This window comes from Streptomyces sp. KR55 (genome assembly GCF_052245645.1).
Lineage (GTDB): Bacteria > Actinomycetota > Actinomycetes > Streptomycetales > Streptomycetaceae > Streptomyces > Streptomyces flavusporus.
In genome coordinates, this window is sequence record NZ_JBQQCE010000264.1 from 1 (window position 1) to 13,278 (window position 13,278).

Sequence of the window (13,278 nt, forward strand, 5' to 3'; positions counted from 1 at the left end):
CGCCCGGGGTCGTACGGACTCGACGGCGAGCTGCGGCAGGACGGCCAAGCCCAGATCCGCAGCCACCAGACCGACCACGGCGGGATAGTCGTCGGTGACGAGGTCGATGCGCGGGGCGAATCCGGCTCTCGCAGACCTCGACCAGCCGGCCGCGGCAGCGGGCAGCCCGCGATCCAGGGCTCGCCCGCGAGTTCACCCATGGCGACGGGCCCCTGGCCTCCCGTGCGCGCGAGCCGGTGCCGCTCGGGCGCCGCCCGACCAGACGGTCCGTCAGCAGGGGCCGTACGACGAGGTCGTCCCACTCCTCGGCGCCCGGCGTCCCCTCGTAGGGGAACGCGAGCGCCACGTCGCAGTCGCCCCCCCATGGGCGGCCTACGAGAAGGCGCCGAGCACTGCGGCCGCCGTCTCCACGACGGCCAGCCCCTCGCTGCCCGTGTGCGGCCCGCCTCTTCGGCGGCGACACGGTAATGCCTCACACGTCCGGTGTGGCCGTCGAGGTCGCGGGCGTGTGCGTGAACCCCGGCGACTATGTCTACATGGACAGCGCCGGCGGCGTCGTGATCCCTCCAGCGAGCCTGCAGCAGGTGTTCGCCATCGCGGAGGACATCTCGGCCGAGGAGGCCGCGGCTGCCAGAGACATCAGGGCCGAAAGCACGCAGCCGGACAGTTAAGGCGACTTCAGGGGCCGAACCATGGGCCGGGCAGGTGCGACATAGGCGGGCGCCCGAGGGCTCGCAGAGCGTGACATCGTTGTCAGTGGGGTGCCCACTCGTCACGGCGCCACGAATCGAAGACAACGGGTTCATTCAGCCCCGCCCCGCTTCCCGGTCCCGGGCGTACACGGGCGCGCCCGCCCCACAGCATGTCGGTTGAGAGCCCGGCGTTTGGCCGATGCCGACGCGGCCATCTCTGGCCTTTAGGTCTTTCCGGGAGCCAGGCCCACGCCCTGGGTGTATGAGCGGAGCGCTGCCCCCGGTGCCCGGCTGCCGTGAGAAGCGACCGGCTCATCAGAACGGACAGCCGCAGACCCGGCTGTCCGGTCCCGTGCGCGGTGGGGACACAGCCCGGCTACTTCGGCGAACTGCCCCGGGTGCGCCGTATCCAGGCCGCGTCAGGGCCACCATCTGTTGGGAGCCCGCTTGACCGCAGACACTTCGAAGAGGAGCTCGACCTCGTCGCCCACGATCCATTCGCCCGCGTCCGCGGCCGGGCCCCACAGGGAACCCCATTCCGAACGCCTCAGCACAGAGCGCCCTGCGAATCCCACACGCTCGCCGCCTCGCGTGCCCGGCGCGCAGCCGCGATACTCGCCGTCGACGACGAAGGGCCCCGCTACGCCTTTGACCCACAGATTTCCGGCGAGCCAGCAGCGGTTCGCGCCCAGGTCCTCGGCCGAAGGGGACCAGAACGACATGAGCGGGTACCGCTCTGCGGCAAGGAAAGCAGCGCTGCACATGCACGCGTCCCTGTCCTTCCAGCCGGTGTCGATACTCGACGTCGTCACGTACATCGCGAGCGCTGTCCTTTCGGGCCGCTCACCGTCGAGGAAGAGCGTGCCCGTGAACTGCCGGAACACTCCGTGAGTACTGGTGGCCATGGGGTTTCGGGCGCTGAAACTGACAGTGCTGTAGGCCGGGTCGATGGAGTAGGTCGCCGCGTCCGCTGCAAGTGGCGGGCTCAGCAACTGGCCGCTCTGTCCAGGGGGATTGTCCACTGCGGGTCCATCCTTGGGTTGACCACGCGCCAGCCGAGTGTGGAGGAGTACAGCTCGGCGTGGCCGGCCGGGAAGGGCCGGTCGGACTTGGGCAGCATGTAGGGGGCGCGGGTCATGGACTCCACCCCGCCCGCCACGATGACGCTGGCGTCTCCGAGTGCGATGGCCCGGTAGCCCTGAATGACGGCTGCGAGGCCAGAGGCGCACAGTCGGTTGACCGTCACCCCCGGTACGGAGGTGGGCAGTCTGGTAAGCAGGGCGGCCATGCGGGCGACATTGCGATTCTCCTCGCCGGCGCCGTTGGCGTTGCCGAAATACACGTCGGCGATGGCAGCCGGGTCCAGCGCGGGGGGGTGCCCCTATGGGTTTCGTCAACCCGTGGGGGTGGGTTGGGGGTCGTAGAAGGTGCCGTCGCGGAGCATCGCGAAGAGCACGTCGGCTCGGCGTCTTGCGAGGCAGAGGAGGGCCTGGGTGTGGTGCTTTCCCTGGGCGATCTTCTTGTCGTAGTAGGTGCGGGAGGCCGGGTCGGCCAGGGCCGCGAACGCGGAGAGGAAGAAGGCCCGTTTGAGCTGCTTGTTACCTCTCCGGGAAGGGTGTTCGCCGCGGATCGAGGACCCGGAACTTCGGGTCGCCGGGGCGAGCCCGGCGTAGGCGGCGAGGTGGGCGGCGGACGGGAAGCTGCTGCCGTCACCGACGTCGATGAGGATCCTGGCTCCGGTCCTGACCCCGATCCCGGGCATGGAGGTCAGGACCTTGGAAAGAGGGTGGGCCTCCAGCAGTTCCTCGATCCGTGCGGCGAGGAGTTTGCGCTGGTCGAGCACGGATTTCAACTGGTTGGCGAGGCTGGGGACGATCAGCGCGGCCGCGTCGGTGCCGGGAACGACGACGGTCTGTTCGTCGAGGGCGGTGAAGACGTCGTCGACCAGGCGCTCGGCCATCCGCGGCGCTTTGGCCCGTATGAGATTGACCAGCCTGCGGCGTCCGGCCTTCCTCAACTGGGCGGGAGAGCCGAACTGGTCGAGCATCAGCAGCACGGCCGGATGCTGGATGCGTGGGCCCAGGACTCGCTCCAGCGAGGGGTGTATCTGGGTGAGCAGGCCGCGAAGCCGGTTGCTGATGCGGGTCGCCTCGCCGGCGAGGTCGTCGTCGAAGCCCACGATCATCTCCAGCTCGGCGACGGTCTCGTCTTCCAGCTCGATGGCGCGGAGCGTGTGCGGCATGGCGCGGGCGGCGTCCGCGATGATGAACGCGTCGCGGGCGTCGGTCTTGGCCTCGCCGGGGTAGAGATCGGCGATCCGCCGCATGGTCAGGCCCGGCAGATAGGCCACCTGGCAGCCCGCGTCCCGGGCGACAGTCAGCGGCAGGGCGCCGATGGAGGCGGGCTGGTCGACCACCACGAGCACGGTGCCGTGCTTGGCCTGCAGCTTCTCAAAGAGCTCCCGCAGCTTCGGTTCACTGTTGGGCAGCCGCTTGTCGAAGGCTTTCTTCCCCGCCGGGGTGACGGCGGTGGCGTGGTGTTCGCCCTTGCCGACGTCCAGGCCGAGGAAGGCGCCGATGTCACTGGTGTCGATCACGTGCGTCCTCCGGTCGAGCGTCCCGGCCTCACCTGCGGCACCAGCTGCCGGCATCCACATTACGAAGAGCCTCCCAAGTCCCGGGGGAACCGGTGGTCATGCCCCTAATCAGCGGTCTGCCAGTGCCTCCGGAGCCGGTGACACCACCCCCCAGATCATGGTCAACAGGGGGGACCAGTCATGCCGGACCCGGAGGCCGGGAGCCCCATTGCGGGGCCGATCAAGAAGGTAATGGGGGGGGCGGCCTATGAGTTCTCGGATGACCTGGGCGGCCAGGTCGTCGGGGCGGACGGAGGCGAGGGCGCCGTTGTGGCGGCCGCTCGGGGTGCGCACCGCGTCCACGATGTAGACGGTCTTCATTTCAGGCGAGGCCCTTCGGGACGATCAGCTTGGCATCGGTGTGGTTGGTGATCTCCTCGACGGAGACACGCGGCGCAGTCTCGACGATGACCAGTCCGTCAGTTTTAGACCTAGTCGCTGTTCCGGCTTCCCCGGATGAGTGCCGTCAACTCTCTCGATCGCCTGGCACCGACATGAAGTTCCTTGCGCAGTGTTTCAGCTGAGACAGGCCGCTGATGCCGCTCCCGGTGCCGGGCATCGAGCATCTTGGCGCGCTCCAACAAGGGATCGTCCGCTCCATTCGCTGGCTCCCGACCCTCTGTGCCGTTGCTCCTCTTCGGCCACCCCGTATCGTCCGTGACTCGATCACCCGGACGGTGCACGAGAAGTTCAACCGAGAGCAGCAAAGCGACGGGCGGCCACCCGGCGACGAGGACCGGTTTCCACTCCAAAGCCGGTGCCGCAGCAATGTTTGCTGCCAGAGAGACCGCGATTCCCAGCAAGAAGGCCGACCAAATCGCCCACCGTGCCCGTCGAGTCCGAGGCCCTGACTGTTTGAGAAGCCCGACCGTAGCCAGGAGCAAAAGTCCATCAACCGAAAGCGGCCACAGCGAGGCACTGACCGAATCGGCTCCGCCCTGCAGGGCGAACTTCCGCTGATGGACGTACGAGGCATAGGCGGCGACCCCTGCGACGACAAGCGCACACAGGGGCCGCACCCACGCATCGGGATCGAGACCGTGCCGGCGGACAGGACGTCCGGCAGCCTGTTCAGGCCGCCTCATCCCGCCCCCGCCTTCACCCCAGGGAGCCCGCTCCTCCCCACGGACGGCGGCTCGATCCGAGGCTCAACGCCCACGCCACGGCCGGGATTCGCCACCCCGCCCAGTGCACATCCAGTGCACACTTGCGCGGGAACTCCCGGGAAATTCAGGGAACTGGAGGGAGGTCCTCCGCATTCCTCGACGCAACTTCCCTGGTCAGCAAGGGTGCAGCTCAGGCCCAGGATGCCACTGGCGTGAACGAACTGTCCTGCCGGAACAGCTCCGTGCCGTCCGGCAGGTCCACGCGGAGTTGGTAGTCGTAGTGGCGGAGGTAGCGGCCCGGGTAGTTGTACGACTCGAGGCGGATCGAGTCCGTTGCCGTGCCGGTGCGGGCGATGAAGGTTGCGTCGCGGGCGAACGTTGTTGTGCCGTCGTTGGGGTCGAAGCGGCCCCGGAAGCCGTAGTGGCGCAGGTAGTTGCCGGAGGCGTCGCGGAAGGAGTGGGCGTTCGCGTCGGCGAGGCCGGCGACGACGGTGAAGGTGGACGCCTGCTTCTCGGCGGCCGTGCTGGAGCCGGTCACCACCGGGAGGTTGAGCAGCGCGGACTGCTGTTGCCAGTAGCGGGTGAAGTAGTTGGCGGACCGGAAGGAGCGGGTGGTGTTGCGGGCGAGGCTCACGCCGCCCGAGACCGTCTCCTTGATCACGGTGAAGTGGCGTGCGGTGCCCGAGATGCCGGGCAGGGCGCGCGGCGCGCTCCAGGTGGCGAACGTGTCGTAGCTGTCGCTGTAGTAGTACGTGCCGTCGCCGTAGCCGTCGAAGAAGATGCGCCAGCCGCCGTTGTCGAGCTGCACCAGTGCAGGGCCCTCGCGGTAGCTGCCCCAGCCTGCCCAGTCGCCGGTGCGGCGGATGGTGTACGGGCCGGTGAGGCTGGAAGCCGTGGCGTACTCGATGTACTTGGTCGTCTCGTTCTTCGGGAAGGCGTGGTAGGTCGAGCCGATCCGCACGATGAACGTGTCGATGTGGTTGGCGCCGATGCCGGACAGGGGGACGGGTGAAGTCCAGGCGGTGAGCGCGGAGTTGGCGGATCGGAGACGGTACGGGGTGAAGATCCACTCGTCGTTGGTGGTGGAGCAGGACACGATGACGTTCACGCTGCCGTCGCTGTCGACGAACCACTCGGGCGCCCAGGCGCGCGACAGGTTGGCGATCGGGACCGGGTAGTCGTACAGGAACGTCCAGTTGACCCGGTCGGAGCTGCGGGCGAAGCCGATGGTGGTGCTGGTGTCCTGCCATGTGTGCGTGGTGTAGGTGATGTAGTAGTAGCCGTCGGTGTGCCGGAAGATCGCGGCGTCGCGGATCCGGTCGGCGGGCGGGGTGTAGGCCGAGGACTTCAGCAGCCGGAAGTCGGTGGCGTCGTCGGACTGATAGACGTTCACGGTCCCGTCGTTGCTGTTGAGGAACGGGACGATGGTGTAGCGGGTGGCGGAGCCGCTGGGGGGCGCGGCGGCCTCGGCGGTGCCGAGCATGCCGGGCAGTTCGCCCAGGACGAGCGCCGAGGCGGGCAGGGCGGCCAGCGTGCGCAGCAGGGTGCGGCGGGACGGCGTGGCGGGGGGACGTGGGGTCATGTGCGGCTCTCCTCCGACCCGGGATTCGATATACCGAACACAGTTCGGAAAGTCGGTCAGAAGGTAGGGGTGAGGTCGCAGCGCGTCAATGGTTCGCGCACGATGGAACGAGGCTTGTGGGATTGGTGTGGCGTACAGGTGAACCGGCTTTCTTTTCGGGCGCGTTCCCCCGGAAGCCCTCCTGACGTTACCGTTCGGTAGACAACACGTTCCGGAGGTGTCCCGCATGACGCTCGACCGTTCCGCCGGCCTGGCGGAAACCGCCCGCGCGCTGGCCGACGGAAAAGTGACGTCCGGCGCCCTCGTCGAGACGGCCCTGGCCCGTATCGAGGCGACGCAGGACACCCTCAACGCCTTCCGGATCGTGCGCGCCCAGGCGGCGCTCGCCGAGGCCGAGGCCGCCGACCGGGAACTGGCTGCCGGGGTGCGCCGTCCGCTGCTCGGAGTGCCCGTCGCCGTCAAGGACGACATGGACGTGGCCGGCGAGCCCACCGCGTTCGGCTGCCGGGGCGGGTTCCCGCCGGTCGCCGAGGACGGTGAAGCGGTACGGCGACTGCGCGCGGCCGGCGCGGTGATCGTCGGCAAGACGAACACCTGCGAACTCGGGCAGTGGCCCTTCACCGAGGGGCCCGCGTTCGGCGCGACCCGCAATCCGTGGAGCACGGACCACACGCCGGGCGGCTCCTCCGGCGGTTCGGCGGCCGCGGTCGCGGCGGGCCTGGTGCCGGCCGCGCTCGGCTCGGACGGCGCCGGGTCGGTGCGCATCCCGGCGTCCTGGACCCATCTGATCGGCATCAAGCCGCAGCGCGGGCGCATCTCCACCTGGCCGCGCGGCGAGTCGTTCCAGGGCATCACGGTCAACGGCACCCTGGCCCGCACGGTCACGGACGCGGCCCTGCTGCTGGACTCGGCCAGCGGCAACCACGAACACGACCCGCACTGCCCGCCGGTGCTCGACGTGTCCGAGGCGGTGGGCCGCGACCCCGGCCGGCTGCGCATCGCCCTCTCCCTGAAGCCGCCGTTCACCGCACTGCCCGCCCGGCTGCACCCGGAGATCCGCGCCCGGGTCGTCGAACTCGCCGAGCGGCTCGCCGCGTTGGGGCACACGGTCGAGGAGGCCGATCCGCCGTACGGCCAGATCGGGCTGACCTTCGTCCCGCGCGCCACGGTCGGGGTCGCCGAGCGGGTCCGCGAGGCGCCCGACCTCGCGCTCCTGGACCCGCGCACGCGTGAAGCGGCGCGGCTCGGGAGGCTGCTCGGCGGGGCCCCGCTGCGGGCAGCCCGGCGTGCCGAGGCGGCCCTGCACCGCCGTATCGGCGGATTCTTCTCGTCGTACGACGTGGTCCTCGCGCCGACGACGGCCGCTCCCCCGCCGCGGATCGGCGCCATGCTGAAGCTCGGCGGTCTCGCCACCGACCGGGCCATGATCGCCGCCTGCCCCTACGCCTGGCCGTGGAACGTGCTGGGCTGGCCCGGCGTCAATGTCCCGGCCGGTTTCGTCACCGGTGGTCTGCCGGTCGGGGCGCAGCTGCTGGGTCCCGCGCACAGCGAGCCGCTGCTCGTCTCTCTCGCCGCACAGCTGGAGGCCGACCTGCGCTGGCACGAGCTGCGCCCGCCCGAGCAGCTTGCCTCGGAGTCCCCTGCAGCATAGGGGTTTTCGCCGCCCGCTAACGTGACCCCCGTGACTGCCTTCACGGATGAGAACGTCCCCGGCCGCTTCGGCCCGACCGCGACCATCGAGGCCGACCCGCGTGAGGTCGGCCGGGTGCGCACGGAGTACTCGCCCGCGCACGACGGCGACCCCGATCCGGGGGAGATCGTCTGGACGTGGGTGCCGTTCGAGGAGAACGACGGGCGGGGCAAGGACCGCCCGGTGCTGGTCGTGGCGCGGGAGGCGGCGGGTACGTTTCTCGCCGTGCAGTTGTCCAGCAAGCGGCACGACGGCGACCGGGAGTGGGTGCCGATCGGCAACGGGCCGTGGGACCGGTCGGGCCGGGACTCATGGGTGGACGTGGACCGGGTGCTGCGGCTGCACGAGCAGGGCATGCGGCGGGAGGCGTGCGCGCTGGACCGGATGCGGTTCAACCTGGTGCGCCACCGGTTGCGGGAGCGCTACGGCTGGAGCTGAACCGGGCTAGGGCCTGTCCGGCGGATCATGCCGCAGACGCGGGGGCTGGTGCGCCCATCTGCCGCGTTGTCGTCACTCGCCGACGCTCCGCGTCGACTCCCTCCTCCGCCTTGCAGCTGGACGCACCAGCCCCCGCTCACCTGCGCCGATCAGTCACCGCCGCTTCCCTGCAGCCTGATCCGCCGGACAGGCCCTAGGCGGGAACGCCCGTACGAAGGCCTCGCGGACCACCGCACCGGGCGTACGGTCCAGCACCCCGAACACCACATGCTCGAACCTGGCCGCGAACCGCCCGCCGGGGCCCAGCAGCTGCCGGAAGGCGCCGGCGACCTGCGCCGGGTCGTTCTGGAAGACTCCGCAGCCCCAGGCGCCCAGCACCAGCCGCCGATAGCCGTGGTGGGCGGCCGTCTCCAGGACGCGTTCGGCCCGCACGGCCAGGGCGTGCGGCAGTTCGGCCGTGCGCTGCGGTGCCGTGCGGCGCACCACCCCGGCGTTCGGGGCGGCGGCGGTCAGGAACCCGGCGGTGTACGGCTCGTCCAGCAGCCGACCGCGGTCGTCGCGGAAGACGGGCACGGCGGGTGAGTGGATGACACGGTCCGTGTAGAACGGGTCTCGGTGGGTGCGGTGGTGGTCGTAGAACTCCGGGGCTCGCAGCAGGCATGTGTACAGGGCGGAGGCGCGGCACAGGGCCTCCTCCTGGGCCTGGGCGCCGTTGAGGAAGCCACCGCCCGGGTTGCGGGCCGAGGCGAAGTTCAGGACGGCAGCCGGACCGATCCGGCGGGCGGCCTCCAGGCTGCTCTCGCCCGTGACCTCGAAGAACGTGTCCACCGCGGGCGCGGGTGGCACCGGCACCGGTTCCGGACCGTGCATCCGCGTCCCCGCTCGCGCGGCGTCCACGGCGGCGGCCACGGACACCGTGCGCCCGTCGGACGCCCGATAGGCCCCCGCGGCCACGATCTGCTCGGTCTCCCGCGCGATGCCGCGCAGCCGCGCGCTCACAGCACAACCCCCGTGTGCGCCACGAGCGCGCGCTGCGCTGCCTCCCCCGTCGTGCTCATGAACGCATCGTGAGCGATGCTGGTCATGCGGCGCAACAGAGTTTTCCCTGCCCCCCAACGAGAGGTGACCGACCCCTTACGCCTCGCGGCGCACTCTTGTGCGAAGCGACGAGAGGGTCTTGGGTGGGACGAGTGTGCCGGTCCGACTTGCGTTCCTCCGGACCGGCGGCATGGTGGAATCTCAGGAGGATCCCGACATGTCAGACTCAGTCAGTGGCTGTACGGAGCCACGTCCCGCCGTCACCGAAGCGGAGGTTGAGGCGCTGGTCCGTGGTATCTGCTTCAAGACCGGCCCGCCCCGCGCCCTCGGTGTCGAAGTGGAATGGCTCGTCCAAGAGCTGCACAAACCGCAGCTCCCCGTCACACCCGAACGACTCGAAGCGGCCTACGCCGCACTGAGCACCGTCCCACTGCGGTCCGTGCTCACCGTCGAACCCGGCGGCCAGCTGGAGCTCAGCTCGCCGCCCGCCGCCTCCCTGATGGAGTGCATCGGCACCGTCTCCGCCGACCTGGATGCCGTCCGCGCGACCCTGCGCGAGCACGATCTCGGCCTCCTCGGCATCGGCCACGACCCATGGCACGCTCCCCGCCGCTATCTGCGCGAGCCGCGCTACGACGCGATGGAGGCCTGTCTCGACCGCACCGGCCCGGCCGGCCGCGCCATGATGTGCACCTCGGCCTCCATCCAGGTGTGCCTGGACGCCGGCTTCGAGGAGCCCGGCCCGCTCGGCCATGTGCGGCGTTGGTGGCTGGCGCACCACCTGGGCGCGGTCCTGCTCGCCGCCTTCGCCAACTCCCCGCTGGCCGGGCACCGGCCCACCGGCTGGCTGTCCACCCGTCAGCTGCGGTGGATCCAGATCGGCGCAGGCCGGGCGGGTGCGCCCGCGCTGGACGTCGATCCGCGCGGCGCCTGGGCACATCATGTGCTGGACGCACCGGTGATGTGCGTACGGCGGGACGGCGGCCCGTGGGATGTGCCCGAGGGGCTGACCTTCCGGGAGTGGACCAGATCGGGGTCGCCCAGACCTCCGACCCGGGACGACCTCGGATACCACATGACCACGCTGTTCCCGCCGGTCAGACCGCGCGGCCATCTCGAGCTACGGATGATCGACGCGCAGCCCGGCGACGACGGGTGGATCGTTCCGCTCGCCGTGACCGCGGCGCTGTTCGACGACCCGGAGGCCGCCGAGACCGCCTACCGCGCGGTGAAACCCTTGGCGGAGCGGGCCATGTCCCTGCCGGCGCCGCACAATCCGCTGTGGCTGGACGCGGCCCGGTACGGGCTCGCCGACCGGGAGTTGCACGAGGTGGCCGTCGTCTGTTTCGCGGCGGCGCTGCGGGCGCTGCCCCGGCTCGGCGCCGGCACCGAGGTCACCGACGCCGTGGCGACGTATCAGGACCGCTATGTCAACAGGGGCCGCTGCCCCGCCGACGATCTGCTGGACCGGCTGCGCGGTACGGACCTCCCCCGGTCCCGGCCTCGCTCGACCGGGGGGATCCCCACCCCGCACGGGAAGGACTTCCGCACATGACCGACCCCGCCCTCGACACCGAGACCGACACGGATACGGACACCGAGATCGACATCGAAGCCTTCCGGGAGCGCGCGCTGACCTCGCTCACCACCGCACGGGAGCGCACCACGCTTCTGACCAGCTGTGTCGAGGAGCCCGACCTGACGGCCCAGCACTCGCCGCTGATGTCCCCGCTGGTGTGGGATCTCGCGCACATCGGCAACCAGGAGGAGCTGTGGCTGCTGCGGGCGGTCGCCGGGCAGGAGGCGATACGGCCCGAGATCGACAACCTCTACGACGCCTTCGAGCATCCGCGCGCCGAACGGCCCTCGCTGCCGCTGCTGCCGCCCGCCGAGGCCCGCCGGTACGCAGCCGAGGTGCGCGGGCGTGCCCTGGACGTGCTGGACGGCACCGCGTTCCACGGGACGCGTCTGACGGAAGCAGGTTTCGCCTTCGGAATGATCGCGCAGCACGAACAGCAGCACGACGAAACCATGCTGATCACCCATCAGCTCCGCAGGGGCCCGCAGGCGCTGCACGCCCCCGATCCGGAGCCCGCCCCGCTGTTCACCGGGCCCGCCGAAGTCCTGGTACCCGGCGGCCCGTTCACCATGGGCACCTCCACCGAGCCATGGGCACTGGACAACGAACGGCCTGCGCACCGGCGCGAGGTGCCGCCGTTCTACATCGACACGACCCCGGTGACGAACGCGGCCTACCAGGCGTTCATCGAGGACGGCGGCTACGACGACCCGCGCTGGTGGGCGGCGGACGGCTGGGCGCACATCCGCCGCCACTCCATCCACGCCCCGGCGTTCTGGCGCCGCGACGGCGGGCAGTGGCTGCGCCGCCGCTTCGGCGTCACCGAGGTGGTGCCGCCCGACGAGCCGGTGCTGCACGTGTGCTGGTACGAGGCGGACGCCTATGCCCGCTGGGCCGGGCGCCGGCTGCCCACCGAGGCCGAGTGGGAGAAGGCCGCCCGCCACGACCCGGCGACCGGCCGCTCGACCCGCTACCCGTGGGGCGACGCCGACCCGGCGCCCGAGCACGCCAACCTCGGCCAGCGGCATCTGCGCCCGGCGCCCGGCGGGAGCTACCCCGCCGGGGCATCGCCCCTGGGCGTACGGCAGTTGATCGGCGACGTGTGGGAGTGGACGGCGAGCGACTTCCTGCCGTATCCGGGGTTCACGGCATTCCCGTACAAGGAGTACTCGGAGGTGTTCTTCGGACCCGAGTACAAGGTGCTGCGCGGCGGTTCGTTCGCGGTGGACCCGGTGGCCTGCCGGGGCACGTTCCGCAACTGGGACTATCCGATCCGGCGGCAGATCTTCTCCGGATTCCGCACGGCCCGCTCGGGGGACGTCTGATGTGCCGTCACCTGGCGTATGTGGGCCCCGAGGAACCACTCGGCCGGCTCCTGGTGGACCCGGCTCACGGCCTGTACCGGCAGTCCTGGGCTCCCCGGCGGCAGCGGTACGGAACGGTCAACGCCGATGGTTTCGGGGTCGGTTGGTACGCCGAGGGGGACCCGGTGCCGGCCCGGTACCGGCGGGCCGGGCCTATCTGGGCGGACCTGTCCTTCGCCGACCTGGCGCGGGTCGTACGGTCCGGCGCGCTGCTCGCCGCCGTGCGGGACGCGACGCTGGCGGGTGCCGACGCGGAGGCCGCCGCGGCGCCGTTCGCCGCGGGGTCCTGGCTGTTCAGCCACAACGGCGCCGTCACGGGCTGGCCCCACTCGCTCGCCCCTCTCACCGGGGGCCTGTCCCCAGTGGACCTGCTGTCCCTGGAGGCCCGTAACGACTCCGCGCTCGTCTGGGCCCTCGTGCTCGCCCGGCTGCGTGCCGGTGACGACATGGGCCGGGCGCTGGCCGACACCGTCCCGGAGGTCGCCGCGGCGGCCCCCGGCTCCCGGCTCAACCTGCTGCTCACCGACGGCGTGTCCATCGCCGCCACCACCTGGGGCGACACCCTCTGGTATCTCGCCCGGCCCGACGGCGGCACCGTCGTGGCCTCCGAACCGTACGACGACGATCCGCGCTGGCAGGAGGTCCCCGACCGCACCCTGCTCGCGGCGAGCCGCACCGAGGTGCAGCTCACCCCGCTCAAGGAGCCGAGCGACGCCTCGGCGGACGCACCACCGAAGGAGCCCCGCACGTGAGTCCGTTCCTTCTCACCCGCACCCTGCCCGAGGACGCCACGGACGCGGCACTGCGCGCCGACGTCCAGCAGGGACTGACCAGCACGCCCAAGACACTGCCGCCGAAGTGGTTCTACGACGCCCACGGCAGCGACCTGTTCGAGCAGATCACCGAACTGCCCGAGTACTACCCGACGCGCGCCGAACGGGAGATCCTCATCGCCCGCTCCGCCGAGATCGCCGCGGCGACCCACGCCCGCACCCTCGTCGAACTGGGCTCCGGCTCCTCCGACAAGACCCGCCACCTGATCGACGCGCTGACCGGGCTGCACACCTACGTCCCGGTCGACGTGAGCGAGAGCGCCCTCACCCAGGCCGGGCAGGCGCTCGTCGCGGAGCGGCCCGGCCTGAGCGTGCACGCGC

At 71.0% G+C, this 13,278-nt stretch carries 12 protein-coding genes and 3 pseudogenes; 7 read left to right on the forward strand and 8 right to left on the reverse strand.

The window, feature by feature from the left end; translation table 11 throughout:
- Positions 1-361 (reverse strand): annotated as a pseudogene (locus ACTWQJ_RS31625) (LysR substrate-binding domain-containing protein); the annotation flags it as partial.
- Between the two features lie 124 nt (positions 362-485).
- On the opposite strand from ACTWQJ_RS31625, the gene ACTWQJ_RS31630 reads away from it, so the two are divergent.
- Positions 486-671: a hypothetical protein gene (locus tag ACTWQJ_RS31630; RefSeq protein ID WP_443309941.1), complete on the forward strand. Its 186-nt coding sequence runs from the start codon at positions 486-488 to the stop codon at positions 669-671.
- A gap of 440 nt (positions 672-1,111) precedes the next feature.
- On the opposite strand, the gene ACTWQJ_RS31635 is transcribed toward ACTWQJ_RS31630, so the two are convergent.
- The 6 genes and pseudogenes from ACTWQJ_RS31635 to ACTWQJ_RS31660 all read right to left on the reverse strand — a co-directional run bounded on the left by ACTWQJ_RS31635 (position 1,112) and on the right by ACTWQJ_RS31660 (position 6,015).
- Entirely contained in the window at positions 1,112-1,714 is a 603-nt protein-coding gene (locus ACTWQJ_RS31635; protein ID WP_443309942.1) for a YceI family protein, read from the reverse strand.
- Positions 1,687-2,073 (reverse strand): annotated as a pseudogene (locus ACTWQJ_RS31640) (beta-ketoacyl synthase N-terminal-like domain-containing protein); the annotation flags it as partial. The pseudogene ACTWQJ_RS31640 and the gene ACTWQJ_RS31635, both read right to left, overlap by 28 nt.
- Positions 2,074-2,085: 12 nt before the next feature.
- On the reverse strand, positions 2,086-3,342 hold the full coding sequence (locus ACTWQJ_RS31645) for an IS110 family transposase (protein WP_443309943.1): 1,257 nt from the start codon (positions 3,340-3,342) through the stop codon (positions 2,086-2,088).
- A gap of 180 nt (positions 3,343-3,522) precedes the next feature.
- Positions 3,523-3,648, reverse strand: a pseudogene (locus ACTWQJ_RS31650) (3-oxoadipyl-CoA thiolase); the annotation flags it as partial.
- A 110-nt stretch (positions 3,649-3,758) separates the two neighbouring features.
- Entirely contained in the window at positions 3,759-4,412 is a 654-nt protein-coding gene (locus tag ACTWQJ_RS31655; RefSeq protein ID WP_443309944.1) for a DUF2637 domain-containing protein, read from the reverse strand.
- A gap of 211 nt (positions 4,413-4,623) precedes the next feature.
- A complete protein-coding gene (locus tag ACTWQJ_RS31660; protein ID WP_443309945.1) occupies positions 4,624-6,015 on the reverse strand; it encodes a glycoside hydrolase family 43 protein in 1,392 nt (463 codons plus the stop codon).
- Positions 6,016-6,241: 226 nt separating this feature from the next.
- Here ACTWQJ_RS31660 and ACTWQJ_RS31665 point away from each other — a divergent pair, with 226 nt between their 5' ends.
- Together ACTWQJ_RS31665 and ACTWQJ_RS31670 are read left to right on the forward strand one after the other, a co-directional pair.
- On the forward strand, positions 6,242-7,666 hold the full coding sequence (locus tag ACTWQJ_RS31665; RefSeq protein ID WP_443309946.1) for an amidase: 1,425 nt from the start codon (positions 6,242-6,244) through the stop codon (positions 7,664-7,666).
- 30 nt (positions 7,667-7,696) lie between these two features.
- Positions 7,697-8,143, forward strand: a complete 447-nt coding sequence (locus tag ACTWQJ_RS31670) for a type II toxin-antitoxin system PemK/MazF family toxin (protein ID WP_443309947.1) — start codon at positions 7,697-7,699, stop codon at positions 8,141-8,143.
- A 153-nt stretch (positions 8,144-8,296) separates the two neighbouring features.
- On the opposite strand, the gene ACTWQJ_RS31675 is transcribed toward ACTWQJ_RS31670, so the two are convergent.
- Positions 8,297-9,142 (reverse strand): TIGR02452 family protein, encoded by an 846-nt coding sequence (locus ACTWQJ_RS31675; RefSeq protein WP_443309948.1) that lies wholly within the window; start codon positions 9,140-9,142, stop codon positions 8,297-8,299.
- A gap of 256 nt (positions 9,143-9,398) precedes the next feature.
- On the opposite strand from ACTWQJ_RS31675, the gene egtA reads away from it, so the two are divergent.
- The 4 genes from egtA to ACTWQJ_RS31695 all read left to right on the forward strand — a co-directional run.
- Entirely contained in the window at positions 9,399-10,736 is a 1,338-nt protein-coding gene (gene egtA, locus ACTWQJ_RS31680; RefSeq protein ID WP_443309949.1) for an ergothioneine biosynthesis glutamate--cysteine ligase EgtA, read from the forward strand.
- Complete coding sequence (gene egtB, locus ACTWQJ_RS31685; protein WP_443309950.1) at positions 10,733-12,085, forward strand: ergothioneine biosynthesis protein EgtB; 1,353 nt, start codon at positions 10,733-10,735, stop codon at positions 12,083-12,085. The genes egtA and egtB overlap by 4 nt, the downstream gene beginning before the upstream one ends.
- The gene (egtC, locus tag ACTWQJ_RS31690; RefSeq protein ID WP_443309952.1) at positions 12,085-12,876 is read left to right on the forward strand and encodes an ergothioneine biosynthesis protein EgtC; all 792 of its coding nucleotides are present in this window, start codon (positions 12,085-12,087) and stop codon (positions 12,874-12,876) included. The genes egtB and egtC overlap by 1 nt, the downstream gene beginning before the upstream one ends.
- A partial coding sequence (locus tag ACTWQJ_RS31695; RefSeq protein WP_443309953.1) for an L-histidine N(alpha)-methyltransferase occupies positions 12,873-13,278 on the forward strand: 406 nt, incomplete at its 3' end. The genes egtC and ACTWQJ_RS31695, both read left to right, overlap by 4 nt.